The 13333-nt window shown below is 64.7% G+C and carries 10 protein-coding genes and 2 pseudogenes; 9 read left to right on the top strand and 3 right to left on the bottom strand.

Annotated features, from left to right (window positions below):
* The first annotated feature begins 10 nt into the window (after positions 1 to 10).
* The 4 genes and pseudogenes from G205_RS04790 (at position 11) to G205_RS04775 (ending at position 5400) form a co-directional block, all read left to right on the top strand.
* Positions 11 to 1696, top strand: coding sequence for a peptide ABC transporter substrate-binding protein (locus tag G205_RS04790; RefSeq protein ID WP_009356980.1), 1686 nt, complete (start codon positions 11 to 13; stop codon positions 1694 to 1696).
* A 123-nt stretch (positions 1697 to 1819) separates the two neighbouring features.
* Positions 1820 to 2748: pseudogene (locus G205_RS04785) on the top strand (ABC transporter permease).
* Positions 2738 to 3682, top strand: coding sequence for an ABC transporter permease (locus G205_RS04780; protein WP_009356979.1), 945 nt, complete (start codon positions 2738 to 2740; stop codon positions 3680 to 3682). Before G205_RS04785 ends, G205_RS04780 begins: the two are co-directional and overlap by 11 nt.
* 11 nt (positions 3683 to 3693) lie before the next feature.
* Positions 3694 to 5400 carry a dipeptide ABC transporter ATP-binding protein gene (locus G205_RS04775; protein ID WP_009356978.1) on the top strand — a complete coding sequence of 569 codons (1707 nt, stop codon included), beginning with the start codon at positions 3694 to 3696 and terminating at the stop codon, positions 5398 to 5400.
* Positions 5401 to 5476: 76 nt separating this feature from the next.
* Here the strand turns inward: G205_RS04775 and G205_RS04770 are convergent, their stop codons facing one another.
* Entirely contained in the window at positions 5477 to 6241 is a 765-nt protein-coding gene (locus G205_RS04770) for an SGNH/GDSL hydrolase family protein (RefSeq protein WP_338058377.1), read from the bottom strand.
* A 371-nt stretch (positions 6242 to 6612) separates the two neighbouring features.
* On the opposite strand from G205_RS04770, the gene typA reads away from it, so the two are divergent.
* Both typA and G205_RS04760 read left to right on the top strand, forming a co-directional pair.
* On the top strand, positions 6613 to 8541 hold the full coding sequence (gene typA / locus G205_RS04765) for a translational GTPase TypA (protein WP_009356976.1): 1929 nt from the start codon (positions 6613 to 6615) through the stop codon (positions 8539 to 8541).
* A gap of 673 nt (positions 8542 to 9214) precedes the next feature.
* Complete coding sequence (locus tag G205_RS04760) at positions 9215 to 9586, top strand: hypothetical protein (RefSeq protein WP_152419530.1); 372 nt, start codon at positions 9215 to 9217, stop codon at positions 9584 to 9586.
* Positions 9587 to 9594: 8 nt separating this feature from the next.
* Here G205_RS04760 and G205_RS04755 read toward each other — a convergent pair whose 3' ends face one another.
* Positions 9595 to 9774: a putative acetyltransferase gene (locus G205_RS04755; protein WP_035752096.1), complete on the bottom strand. Its 180-nt coding sequence runs from the start codon at positions 9772 to 9774 to the stop codon at positions 9595 to 9597.
* A gap of 192 nt (positions 9775 to 9966) precedes the next feature.
* Between G205_RS04755 and fdxA the strand changes: the two genes are divergently transcribed.
* The 3 genes from fdxA (at position 9967) to G205_RS04740 (ending at position 12982) form a co-directional block, all read left to right on the top strand.
* On the top strand, positions 9967 to 10293 hold the full coding sequence (gene fdxA, locus G205_RS04750) for a ferredoxin (protein ID WP_009356972.1): 327 nt from the start codon (positions 9967 to 9969) through the stop codon (positions 10291 to 10293).
* A 13-nt stretch (positions 10294 to 10306) separates the two neighbouring features.
* Entirely contained in the window at positions 10307 to 11446 is a 1140-nt protein-coding gene (dapC, locus tag G205_RS04745; protein ID WP_009356971.1) for a succinyldiaminopimelate transaminase, read from the top strand.
* 249 nt (positions 11447 to 11695) lie between these two features.
* Positions 11696 to 12982, top strand: coding sequence for a citrate synthase (locus G205_RS04740; RefSeq protein WP_009356970.1), 1287 nt, complete (start codon positions 11696 to 11698; stop codon positions 12980 to 12982).
* Between the two features lie 132 nt (positions 12983 to 13114).
* On the opposite strand, the pseudogene G205_RS04735 reads toward G205_RS04740, so the two are convergent.
* Positions 13115 to 13333: pseudogene (locus G205_RS04735) on the bottom strand (UDP-glucose 4-epimerase GalE); the annotation flags it as partial.

The following is a 13333-nucleotide window of genomic DNA, read 5'->3' as shown; positions in this document are numbered from 1 at the left end:
AGGAGGCGGAATGCGTTTCACGCGCACTTCCAAAGCACTGGGCATCGTGGCAATCGCCGCGCTTGCCCTGACCGGGTGCGGCGCTGGAGGCGGCACCACTGAAGGGGGCGGCGAATCAACCGGCGACCCCAACAAGGTCATCAGCGCCTACAGCAACGAACCACAGAACCCGTTGCTGCCGGCAAACACCAACGAAGTGTATGGCGGCCGCGTTGTCGAGCTGCTCTTCGAAGGCCTGCGGACCTACGACGCCGACGGCAAGCCGGTCAATGCCCTCGCGGAATCCATTGAATCCGATGACGCCCAGAACTGGACCATCAAGGTCAAGCAGGGCACGAAGTTCACCAACGGCGAGGAAATCACCGCCAAGACGTTCGTGGACTCCTGGAACTACGCCGCCAACTCGAAGAACCTGCAGAACAACGGCTTCTTCTTCGAGTCCATCGAGGGCTACGAGGAAGTTTCCGCCGTCACCCAGGAAACCAGCGCGGACGGCAAGACCAAAACCACCCCGGCTCCCACCGCGGAGACCATGTCCGGGCTGGTGGCCAAGGACGACTCCACCATCACTGTGAAGCTGGCCCAGCCGGAGGCTGACTGGTCGTTGCGGCTTGGTTACTCGGCATTCTTCCCGCTTCCCTCTGCCGCCCTGGCCGACCCGAAGGCCTTCGGTGAAAACCCGGTGGGCAACGGTCCGTACAAGATGGAAAAGGAAGGCGCCTGGGTTCACGACCAGTCCATCTCGCTCGTGAAGAACCCTGACTACAGCGGTCCCCGCGAAGCCAAGAACGGCGGCGTCACCTTCAAGTTCTACACGGATCCGGGCCCGGCTTACACGGACCTGCAGTCCGACAACCTGGATGTCACCGACGTGCTTCCGTCCAACGCGCTGAAGACCTACGTCACCGACTTCCCGGACCGCAACGCCACCAAGCCGGTGGCAACCAACTCCACGCTGAACATCCCGCCGTACAACCCGAACTTCCAGGGTGAAGCCGGCAAGCTCCGCCGCCAGGCACTGTCCTACGCCATCAACCGCGAGGAAATTGCCAAGGTCATCTTCAACGGCACCCGTACCCCGGCCAAGGCCTTTGTTCCGCCGGTGATCGAAGGTTTTGAAGAAGGAATCAAGGGCAGCGAAGTTCTGAAGTTCGACGCCGCCAAGGCCAAGGACCTGTGGGCACAGGCGGAGAAGATCCAGCCGTACGACGATTCCAAGCCGCTCCAGATTGCCTCCAACACCGATGGCGGCAACAAGGAATGGATCGACGCTGTAGCCAACGGCTTCAAGAACAACCTGGGCATCCAGGCTGAAATCCAGCCCTTCGCGAAGTTCGCAGAGGTGCTGAACCTGCGCAAGTCCCAGCAGCTTCCGGGCCTGACCCGCGCCGGCTGGCAGGGCGACTACCCCTCGCTCTACAACTTCCTGGGACCCGTCTGGGCAACGAACGCCTCCTCCAACTACGAGAAGTACACGAACCCCGAGTTCGACAAGCTGCTCAAGGAGGGCCTCGCCGCCAAGACCACGGAAGAGGCAAACGCCAAGTTCAACCAGGCACAGGAGATCCTCTTTGAAGATCTTCCGGGCCTGCCGCTCTGGGACCAGGCACGGCCGATCGTATGGAGTAACAACGTTGTGAAGGCCGAGACAGGCTGGAACGGCGGCATCCGCTACTTCGATATCACGGCTAAGTAGTTCCAGAACTCACTTGCCGCCAGGCAGATGGGGGTCCGGTCACAGCCGGGCCCCCATTGGCTTGCACGGCAGGAAGGCACCCCATGAACCTGTTTACTTCCCTGCCGGAAGGCTGGTGATCCAGTGGTCCGCTTTATCCTGCGCCGACTGCTCCAGGTGATCCCGGTCTTCCTCGGCACCACGCTTCTCGTTTACTACATGGTGTTCGCACTGCCCGGCGACCCCATCGCGGCGCTCTTCGGCGACCGCCAGCCGCCGCAGGCAGTCATTGATACCCTGCGCAGCCAGTACCACCTGGACGAACCGTTCTGGGTCCAGTACGGCCTCTTCCTGAAGAACCTCTTCACGTTCAACCTGGGCAACGACTTCACCGGCCAGCCCATCGCGGCAAGTCTCGCCAGGGTCTTCCCTGTGACGGCGATGCTCGCCATCGAGGCCCTGGCGATCCAGGCGATCTTCGGCGTAGCCTTTGGCGTTTTCGCAGGCCTGCGCCGCGGCGGCTGGTTTGATTCCACGGTCCTTGTGGCGTCCCTGGTGGTCATTGCAGTTCCCACCTTCGTGCTGGGCTTCGTCTTCCAGTTGGTATTCGGCGTCCAGTTGGGCTGGGCCAAACCAACAGTCGGGGCGAATGCGGACTGGGGCAGCCTGCTGCTGCCCGCCGTCGTCCTGGGCCTCGTGTCCTTTGCGTACGTCCTCCGCCTGACCCGCGCCTCCGTCAGCGAAAACATGAACGCGGACTATGTCCGGACCGCGACCGCCAAAGGCCTTTCCCGGCCGCGGGTGGTCATGGCCCACATCCTGCGCAACTCGCTGATCCCTGTCGTCACCTACCTCGCGCCAACCTCGGCGGCCTGATGGGCGGCGCCATTGTCACCGAAGGCATCTTCAACGTTCCGGGCGTCGGCAACAAGCTGTACCAGGCAGTCCTGCGCAGTGAAGGGCCCACCATCGTCTCCATTGTCAGCGTGCTGGTGCTGGTGTTCGTGGTGGCCAACCTGCTCGTCGACCTCCTGTACGCCTGGCTTGACCCGAGGATCCGCTATGACCAGTAACAACAGCCACTTCGTGGCTCCCATCGATGAAACGCCGCTGCTGGCAACGGACGCCGTCAAGACTGACCAGGCACCGCTCAGCCTATGGTCGGATGCGTGGCGCAAGCTCCGCCGTCGTCCGCTCTTCATCATTTCGGCGCTGCTCATTTTGGCACTGACCGTGGTGGCCCTGTTCCCCGGCCTGTTCACTTCAGTGCCGCCAAACGAGGGCTGCGAGCTGGCCAACTCGGAAGGCGGTCCCACTGCCGGGCACCCGTTCGGATTTACCTTCCAGGGCTGCGACGTCTACTCGCGCGTCATCCACGGAACCCAGGCATCGCTGTCCGTTGGCATCCTCTCGGTGCTGTGCGTGCTGGTCATCGGGGTCACCATCGGTGCGCTGGCCGGCTACTACGGCGGCTGGCTGGATTCTGTCCTTGCCCGCCTGGGTGACATCTTCTTTGCGTTGCCCCTGATTCTGGGCGCGCTGGTGATCACCCAGCTGCCCTTCTTCCGCGAGAACAAGAGCGTCTGGACGGTGGTGTTCGTCATCTCCCTCCTGGCGTGGCCGCAGATGGCCCGCATCACCCGGGGCGCCGTCATCGAGGTGCGCAACGCCGACTTCGTCACGGCCGCCCAGGCCTTGGGGGTCTCCAAGTTCGGGGCGCTGGTGCGGCACGTGCTGCCCAACGCACTCGCTCCCATCATCGTGCTGGCAACGCTTGAGCTGGGTGTCTTTATCGTGGCCGAGGCAACCCTGTCCTTCCTGGGCATCGGCCTGCCGCAGAGCATCATGTCCTGGGGTAATGACATCGCCGGGGCGCAGGCGTCCATCCGGACCAGCCCGGAGATCATGCTGTATCCGGCTGCGGCCCTGTCCATCACGGTACTCAGCTTCATCATGCTCGGTGACGCCGTCCGTGACGCCCTCGATCCCAAGAGCCGCCAGCGATGAGAGATAAAGAGATGACAACTCCAGACGTCCGCATCGAAGAAGCCGGGACCACGGGCACCAGGCCGCTGCTGGAAATCCGCGACCTCGCCATCACGTTCAAGACCAGCGGCGGTGAAGTCCAGGCTGTCCGCGACGCGCACCTGACCATCATGCCGGGCGAGACGGTGGCAATCGTGGGGGAGTCCGGCTCCGGCAAGTCGACCACCGCGCTGGCGGCGATTGGACTGCTGCCCAACAACGGGCGGGTCTCCGGCGGCCAGATCCTGCTCGACGGCGAGGACATTGCCCATGCCAGCGAGCAGCGCATGATCGAGTTGCGCGGCAACACCATCGGCATGGTTCCGCAGGACCCCATGTCCAACCTGAACCCCGTATGGAAGATCGGCTACCAGGTCCGCGAGACGCTCCGTGCGAACGGACGGCCCAGCGGACCTGATGACATCGCCAAGGTGCTGGCCGAGGCCGGCCTGCCGGACGCCAAGCGGCGTGCGAACCAGTACCCGCACGAGTTCTCCGGCGGCATGCGGCAGCGCGCCCTGATTGCCATCGGACTCTCGTGCCAGCCGCGCCTGCTGATCGCCGACGAGCCGACGTCCGCCCTGGACGTCACCGTGCAGCGCCAGATCCTGGACCACCTTGAAACCATGACCAGCGAACTGGGCACCTCGGTGCTGCTCATCACCCATGACCTGGGGTTGGCAGCCGAACGGGCCGACAAGGTCGTGGTGATGTACCAGGGCCGGGTGGTGGAGGCAGGTCCGTCGCTGGAGCTGCTGCGCAACCCGCGGCACCCCTACACCAAGAGGCTGGTGGAGTCCGCTCCGTCGCTGGCCAGCCGCCGCATCCAGGCGGCCAAGGAACAGGGCGTGGAGACGGCGGACCTGCTGGCTCCGGCTGCAGAACCGGCGGCTGCGGACAACGTTCTGGAGATCCAGGACCTGCGGAAGGTCTATAAGCTCCGGCAGGGGCTGGGGAAGTCAACGGACTTCGCGGCCGTTGACGGCGTCAGCTTCAACGTCCAGCGCGGAACCACGACGGCGATCGTGGGGGAGTCCGGGTCGGGGAAGTCCACGGTGGCGAAGATGGTGTTGCAGCTGGAAAAGCCCACGGACGGCCGGATCCTGTTCGACGGCGTGGACACCTCGAAGCTTAAGGCAGCAGAGCTGTTCAAGTTCCGTCGCCGGGTTCAGCCGATCTTCCAGGACCCCTATGGCTCCCTGGACCCGATGTACAACATCTTCCGCACCATCGAGGAGCCGTTGCGGGTCCACAAGATTGGCAACAGTGCGAGCCGGGAGAAGAAGGTCCGGGAGCTGCTGGACCAGGTGGCACTGCCACAGTCCGCCATGCAGCGGTACCCGAACGAGCTCTCTGGCGGGCAGCGGCAGCGTGTTGCCATTGCCCGTGCCCTGGCGCTGGACCCCGAAGTCATCATCTGTGACGAAGCGGTGTCCGCCCTGGACGTGCTGGTCCAGGCGCAGGTCCTGAACCTGCTGGCGGACCTGCAGTCGAACCTGGGGCTGACCTACCTGTTCATCACCCATGACCTCGCCGTGGTCCGCCAGATCGCGGACCACGTGTGCGTCATGGAAAAGGGACGCCTGGTGGAAACCGGCTCCACAGATGAGGTCTTCGAATCGCCGCGGGAGGACTACACCAAGGCCCTCCTCAATGCCATCCCGGGCGCGAAGCTGATGCTGCCGCCTGAAGTGGCGTAGCCGCGGCATCACCTACAACGGTTGGAGCCGGTGCCTTCCAGGCGCCGGCTCCAGCCGTTTTGCATGCCTTGAGCTGTCAGTCCTGTGATTCGCCTGGGGCTCCGGCGGCCAGTACTGCGCCCGTATCCGGGGCCTGCGTCCTTTCGAGCCCCAGGTCGCGCAGCCGCTGCTCCAGCAGGGAGCCCAGCGCCCTGCGCCCGGACGGGTTCATGTGGACGGCGTCCGCGAGGTCCTTGGCCAGGCCGTACCGGGTCAGCCAGTCGCCCACCGACACAAACGGCAGCCCGCGCTCTGCCGCCACCGACCCCAGCAGGGTGTCCACGTCCGTGCGGCGCCCTCCGCCGTCGTCCTTGCTGCGCGCCAGCGTACCGATCATTGCCATCCGGGTGCCGGGATAGCGGGCCTGCAGTTCCCCGATCAGGCTTTCCGCATTGGTGGTGATCTGCCGGTCGGTGGCGCCGCTGGCGGCGTCATTGCCGCCACCTTGGATGACGATCAGGGCAGGTGTCCCGGAAGGAAGCAGCCAGTCACCGTCGCGGAGGGCCTCAATGTAGTTGCCGGTGCTGCCGTTGGCGGAGACGAACCCGGTGCCGCCGCGTCCGCAGAAGTAGACCTTGTACCCGGCTGCCGTCAGAGCCTGGCGGGGCCATCCGTCGAGGGGTTCCGACTGGGAGTCGCCGATCAGGAGTGCCGTCCGGCTGATGTCCGGGACCACCGCCTCGAGCCGGCCGTTGGCAGGATTCCGGACCCTGGAGCCCGTAGCCGGTGCTTCGGCGGCTGCCGCGTGGCCTGGGGCGGCCGCGGCCTGGACGGCAGGCGCTGCCGGGGAAGGGGCCGGCAAGGTGCATCCCGCTAAGGAAACCAAGGCGCACAGTGCAACGACGGCGGCGGCTCCGAAGGTGCCAAGGCTGCCGCCTGCCAAGGCTCTATTCATATGAAGTCTCCGGGCCTGCTCAGTGCGTCGTTGCGTGGTGTCAGAGTAATCATGTGGCATGCCGGAACGGTTGGCCAGTGATTTTGCTCACTTTTTTCCGGCGTGGCGGAGATGCGGCTGCAGGGCAAGCCATCGGAACCCCTGATTTTTAGGCCAATAAATGCCAGTGCCGGTAAGATGGGGGAAGGCGCCCTGTGCAAAGGGCCTGATCCGTCGTGCGTTCCGGTTAGGAATTGGCGCGATACAACAGCTGACTCCACTGAATCGAGCCATTACGCATGTCTGAAACCACCACCAACACCGCGGTAGCCACTGCATCGCGCAGTGACCTGCGCAACGTCGCGATCGTGGCCCACGTTGACCACGGCAAGACCACCCTGGTCGACGCCATGCTCAAGCAGACCAACTCCTTCGCCGAGCACAACCACCTCGAAGACCGCGTGATGGACTCCGGTGACCTTGAGCGCGAAAAGGGCATCACCATCCTGGCTAAGAACACCACGGTGGCCTACAACGGTCCGTCCTCCAACGGCGAGACCATCACCATCAACGTGATCGACACCCCGGGCCACGCCGACTTCGGCGGCGAGGTGGAGCGCGGCCTGTCCATGGTTGACGGCGTGGTGCTGCTGGTGGACTCCTCGGAAGGACCCCTGCCGCAGACCCGCTTCGTGCTGCGCAAGGCACTGGCCGCGCACCTGCCGGTCATCCTGCTGGTCAACAAGACCGACCGGCCCGACGCCCGCATCGACGAAGTGGTCCACGAGTCCATGGACCTGCTCCTGGGCCTCGCCTCCGACCTCGCCGACGAGGTGCCGGACCTGGACCTGGACAAGGTCCTCGAAGTGCCGGTCGTCTACGCCGCCGCAAAGGTTGGCCGGGCTTCCTTGGAGCAGCCCGCCAACGGCTCCGCTCCGGACAACGAGGACCTGGAACCGCTGTTCAAGGCCATCATTGAGCACATTCCTGCACCCACGTACAACCCTGAAGGTGTGCTGCAGGCGCACGTCACCAATCTGGACGCCTCCCCGTTCCTGGGCCGCCTCGCCCTGCTCCGCATTTACAACGGAACGCTCCGCAAGGGCCAGCAGGTTGCCTGGGCCCGCCAGAACGGCGAGCTGAAGACCGTGAAGATCACGGAACTCCTGGCCACCAAGGCCCTGGAGCGCGTTCCTGCCGAATCCGCAGGCCCCGGTGAGATCGTCGCCGTCGCCGGCATCGAGGACATCACCATCGGTGAGACCCTGACCGACGTCGAAAACCCGCAGCCGCTGCCGCTGATCACCGTCGACGATCCCGCGATCTCCATGACCATCGGTATCAACACCTCGCCGCTCGCCGGCAAGGTCAAGGGCGCCAAGGTGACTGCCCGCCAGGTGAAGGACCGCCTGGACAAGGAGCTGATCGGTAACGTCTCCATCAAGGTGCTCCCCACCGAGCGTCCGGATGCCTGGGAAGTGCAGGGCCGTGGTGAGCTCGCCCTCGCCATCCTGGTGGAGCAGATGCGCCGTGAAGGTTTCGAGCTGACTGTCGGCAAGCCGCAGGTTGTCACCAAGACCATCGACGGCAAGATCCACGAGCCGATGGAACACATGACCATCGACGTGCCGGAAGAGTACCTCGGCGCGGTGACGCAGCTGATGGCAGCCCGGAAGGGCCGCATGACCAACATGGCCAACCACGGCACCGGCTGGTGCCGCATGGAGTTCATCGTTCCGGCCCGTGGCCTGATCGGTTTCCGCACCAAGTTCCTCACCGATACCCGCGGTGCCGGAATTGCGGCTTCCATTTCCGAAGGCTACGAGCCGTGGGCCGGCCCCATCGAGTACCGCACCAACGGTTCCATGGTTGCCGACCGCGCAGGTGTTGTGACCCCGTTCGCCATGATCAACCTGCAGGAACGCGGCTCGTTCTTCGTCAAGCCCACCTCCGAGGTGTACGAGGGCATGATTGTTGGCGAGAACTCCCGCGCCGATGACATGGACGTGAACATCACCAAGGAAAAGAAGCTCACCAACATGCGTGCCGCTTCTTCCGATACCTTCGAGAACCTGACGCCGCCGCGCGAGCTCACCCTCGAAGAGTCGCTGGAATTCGCCCGCGAGGACGAGTGCGTGGAGGTGACCCCGGAAGCCATCCGCATCCGCAAGGTCATCCTGGACACCAACGAGCGTGCCAAGGCAAACCGCGCCCGCGCCAAGGCGTAGCAAGACCGCAGTTCCCGAAGAAAGCCACCGGCAACTTGCCGGTGGCTTTCTTCATACCGCTGTGCGGAGTGAAACGGGCCCTTGGGCCGCAGCGGAAGTCCCGGCGCATCGAGCTTCGCCGGCCCTGCGCCCTGCCGCTTTCCACATAGGCGTGGCTCCCGCTGCGTCCGGGAGGCCGGAACCGGCAGCATGCACCCATGAGAACTGTTACCGATGTCTTGGCGGCGATGGGCGGAGTGGGCAGCACCAGCAACCTCAGGCAAGCCGGTGTCCCGCGCGGGAGCATTGAAGCGGGCGTGCTGGATGCTTCCGTTCAGAGGATCGCGCGCGGTGTTTACGCGCTGCCCGATGCCGACCCGCTGCTCGTCCATGCCGCCCGCCATCACGCCGTGCCGGCGTGCGTCACCGCTGCTGCGGCGGCGGGTTTGTGGGTGGTCAGCACGCCCGACGTGCCGCATCTTGCCGCGCGGCACGGACGTAGGATCCCCGGCTGCGTGGTTCATCGGGGCAGTGTTCCGCCTACGTACCTGGACGTTGTGTGCCAGGCGCTGCGCTGCCTGCCGCCGCTGGACGGACTGGTCGTTGCAGAATCCGCCGTCAAGAAGGGGCTGATTCAGCTGCCGGTCCTGCGGGAACGCTTCCCGGCCTGCGGGAAAAGTCAATCCTCAGCCTGGTGGCCAGAATCAGGCCCCAATCCGGCTCCATTATCGAGACGATGGCCCGCTATCTGTTGGAAGAGGCGGGCCTGACGGTCGAGATGCAGGTAAAGATTCCCGGTATGGGCCACCTGGACCTCCTGGTTGATGGCCTCCTGGGGATCGAAACCGACGGCTTTGACCACCACAGCAGCCGGTCTGCATACCGCGAGGACAGGAGGCGGTGGAACGTCACTGTCGTCCGCGGCGTCCCCACGCTGCGTGTGACCTTTGAGATGCTTGCCGGCAAGCCGCAGGAGTTCGTGCTGATGGTGCAGCGGGCACTTGCCACCTACGCAGTGCGCAGTGACAGCGGGCATCGGCGCGCAGTGGACGTCCCGGCGCAGTGAGAGATACCCTAGCCGCGCGGCCGGCGGCGTTCGGGCGCCGGGGGAACCTGCTTGGCCGCCACCACAAGGCCAAGGGGAATTACGACGTCGGCCTGCCGGGTTCGGATGGTGCAGGCACCGGCGTCGCAGGAGACCAGGTGGCCCAGGGCGTCCGTGAGGCCGTCCTCGAACCGGTAGCGGACCACCACCCGTGTTCCGGGTTTGGCTGCGGCAAGGAACTGCGGGGGTAGGCGGCTGACTCACCAGTTCATACTAGGGGTGCCGGCTAGGTTCGCGGGAACGGGCTGGGAGATAATAGGCTCAGATGTCAAGAGTCCGGCCGCAGCTGCCGGATGCAAGAACCGGCGGGTCGCCGGAACCAACGTGGAGAGGCCAGGGACGTGACGTACGTAATCGCGCAGCCGTGTGTGGATGTCAAGGACAAGGCATGTATCGAAGAATGCCCCGTCGACTGCATCTATGAAGGTGAGCGTTCGCTGTACATCCATCCGGACGAATGCGTCGACTGCGGCGCCTGCGAGCCCGTATGCCCGGTTGAGGCGATCTACTACGAGGATGACACTCCGGACGAGTGGGCAGACTACTACAAGGCCAACGTCGAGTTCTTCGACGACCTCGGTTCACCGGGTGGTGCCGCCAAGATCGGCAACACCGGCAAGGACCACCCGATGATCGCCGCCCTGCCGCCGCAGAACCAAGACCACTGACGCCCGCGGGAAGATGACTGCAGCAGTGAATTCGTTCGGCCTTGACCTGCCCGATTACCCGTGGGAGGCCATGGCGCCGTACCTCGCGAAGGCCTCGGAGCATCCTGGCGGAGTGGTGAACCTGTCCATCGGGACACCGGTGGATCCCACCCCGGCACTGATCCAGGATGCGCTGAAGGCCGCTGCTGACGCACCGGGATACCCCACCGTGCACGGCACACCCGCACTCCGCGAGGCCATCGCGGGCTGGTTCGAGCGCCGACGGGGAGTGGCCGGGCTGGACCCCCGCAACATCATGCCCACGGTCGGTTCCAAGGAACTGGTCGCGTGGCTGCCGCTGCTGCTGGGCCTGAAGCCGGGGGACGTCGTCGTACGCCCCAAGGTGGCGTATCCGACGTACGATATCGGCGCAACGCTGGCAGGGGCCACCTCTGTTGCGACGGACAACCTGGACGAGCTCGACGACGCCACGCGCTCCCGGGTGCGCCTGATCTGGGTCAATTCCCCAGGAAACCCCACCGGCAGCGTCCGCGACGCCGACTCCCTGAAAGCCCTCGTTGTGCAGGCCCGGGAACTGGGTGCGGTGGTGGCGTCCGATGAATGCTACGCCGAACTGGGCTGGGGAACCTGGGACGTCCAGCGCGGCGGCCAGCGCGTCCCCAGTATCCTGGATCCGCGGGTTGCCGGCGGATCGCACCAGGGCCTGCTCGCCGTTTATTCGCTCAGCAAGCAGTCCAACCTCGCAGGCTACCGCGCCGCCTTCGTGGCCGGCGATCAGGACCTGATGCCCAACCTCGTCAACAGCCGCAAGCACGCCGGCATGATCGTTCCCTATCCCGTGCAGGAGGCCATGCGCGTGGCGCTGGGAGACGACACGCACGTCGAGGCGCAGAAGGACCTTTACCGCGGACGCCGGGAGCGACTGGTTCCTGCGCTCCTGGACTTCGGCCTGGAGATCAAGGATTCCGACGCCGGCCTGTACCTCTGGTCCACGGCGGGGGAGAACACCTGGGACACCGTGGCCCGGCTGGCGGAGCGCGGCATCGTGGTGGGCCCCGGGGTCTTCTACGGCGAGTCCGGCAACGGCTATGTCCGGGTTGCCCTGACGGGAACCGACGAGCGGATCGACGCTGCGGTGGACCGCCTCCGCTAAGCCGGAGGCGCACGCACCCCCGTAACAATCGTGTGACTCGCGCCACATCGCGGGCATTTCAGGGGGAATCAGGCTGTCTCGAATTAGTGACACCCGCCAAGGGGCGGTACTTTTTAACTGATCAATGGTGGCTTTCTACAAGAAGGCAGCCCGGGTGTTGGAACCTGTGTCCTCAGGGTCAGTGCGCGGCTCACCTGATATTGGATCAAGCTTTCGACAGAGGCCCAGACGCCTCATGAAGGGGACTCCATGACTGAGACCAACAACGCTGCGACCCTGCTGCACGCAGGTGGGGAGCTCAAGCTCCCGCGCATCCCGGTTATTGAAGGAAACGAAGGCTACGACGTTTCCAAGCTGCTGAAGCAGACGGGCGCAGTCACCTTTGACCCCGGCTTCATGAACACCGCGGCAACCACCTCGGCCATCACCTACATCGATGGCGATGCGGGCATCCTGCGCTACCGCGGGTACCCCATCGAGCAGCTGGCACAGCACTCCAGCTTCCTTGAGGTGTCCTACCTGCTGATCTACGGCAACCTGCCTACGCCCACGGAACTGGATGAGTTCGACCAGAAGATCCGGCGCCATACCCTGCTCCACGAGGAGCTGAAGGGCTTCTTCGGCGGCTTCCCCCGCGATGCGCACCCGATGCCCGTCCTGTCCTCCGCAGTGTCCGCGCTGTCCACGTTCTACCAGGACTCGCTGGACCCGTTCAACGCCGAGCAGGTGGAAGTTTCCACCATCCGGCTCATGGCCAAGCTGCCGGTCATCGCCGCCTATGCGCACAAGAAGTCCATCGGCCAGCCCATGCTGTACCCGGACAACTCCCACAACCTCGTGGAGAACTTCCTGCGCCTGAGCTTCGGCCTGCCGGCCGAGCACTACGAAGTCGATCCGATCGTGGCCAAGGCCCTGGACCTGCTGCTCATCCTGCACGCGGACCACGAGCAGAACTGCTCCACCTCCACCGTGCGCCTGGTGGGCTCCTCCAACGCCAACCTCTTCGCCTCTGTCTCCGCAGGCATCAACGCCCTCTTCGGCCCGGCCCACGGCGGCGCCAACGAAGCTGTGCTGAAAATGCTCCGGCAGATCCAGGCCGAGGGCCTCAAGCCCGAGGACTACATGGAGAAGGTCAAGAACAAGGAGGACGGCGTCCGCCTCATGGGCTTCGGGCACCGTGTCTACAAGAACTACGATCCGCGCGCCAAGATCGTCAAGGCCACCGCGCACGAGATCCTCGAGAAGCTCGGCGGCAACGACGAACTGCTGGACATCGCCCTCCGCCTGGAAGAGAAGGCGCTCAACGATGACTACTTCATCCAGCGCAAGCTCTACCCGAACGTGGACTTCTACACCGGCCTGATCTACAAGGCCATGGGCTTCCCGGAGAAGATGTTCACCGTGCTGTTCGCAATCGGACGCCTCCCCGGCTGGATCGCCCAGTGGCGTGAAATGATCAGCGACCCCAACACGAAGATCGGCCGTCCGCGCCAGCTCTACATCGGCGAACCGGCCCGGGACTACCCGGCACGCTAACGCACCCGGCCAGGTCCGGATAGTACGACGGCGGCCGCCCACCTTTCCAAGGTGGGCGGCCGTTTGCGTGGTGCCATCGGTGATCGGGCTTGTCGAGATGCAGGGTTTCGACAGGCTCAACCACCGGTCCGATCAGTTGTTGTAGCCGTTGGGGTTGTTTTTTTGCCAGCGCCAGTGGTCTTCGCACATTTCGTCGATGGTTTTGGTGGTGGACCAGCTGAGGTCGGCGAGGGCGGAGGTGGCGTCTGCCCAGAAGGCGGGCAGGTCTCCGGCGCGGCGGGCGGTGATTTCGTAGGGGATGGGTTTGCCGACTGCTTTTTCGAAGGAGTGCAGGACTTCCAGGACGGAGGA

It is taken from the genome of Arthrobacter nitrophenolicus (assembly GCF_000332815.1).
Lineage (GTDB): Bacteria > Actinomycetota > Actinomycetes > Actinomycetales > Micrococcaceae > Arthrobacter > Arthrobacter nitrophenolicus.
This window is presented reverse-complemented; position numbering and strand designations above follow the sequence as displayed.

Bases quoted from the DNA above. Each gene is read 5' to 3' on its own strand.
- G205_RS04790 (WP_009356980.1), top strand. From the start codon at position 11: ATGCGTTTCACGCGCACTTCCAAAGCACTGGGCATCGTGGCAATCGCC.
- G205_RS04780 (WP_009356979.1), top strand. From the start codon at position 2,738: ATGACCAGTAACAACAGCCACTTCGTGGCTCCCATCGATGAAACGCCG.
- G205_RS04775 (WP_009356978.1), top strand. From the start codon at position 3,694: ATGACAACTCCAGACGTCCGCATCGAAGAAGCCGGGACCACGGGCACC.
- typA (WP_009356976.1), top strand. From the start codon at position 6,613: ATGTCTGAAACCACCACCAACACCGCGGTAGCCACTGCATCGCGCAGT.
- dapC (WP_009356971.1), top strand. From the start codon at position 10,307: ATGACTGCAGCAGTGAATTCGTTCGGCCTTGACCTGCCCGATTACCCG.
- G205_RS04740 (WP_009356970.1), top strand. From the start codon at position 11,696: ATGACTGAGACCAACAACGCTGCGACCCTGCTGCACGCAGGTGGGGAG.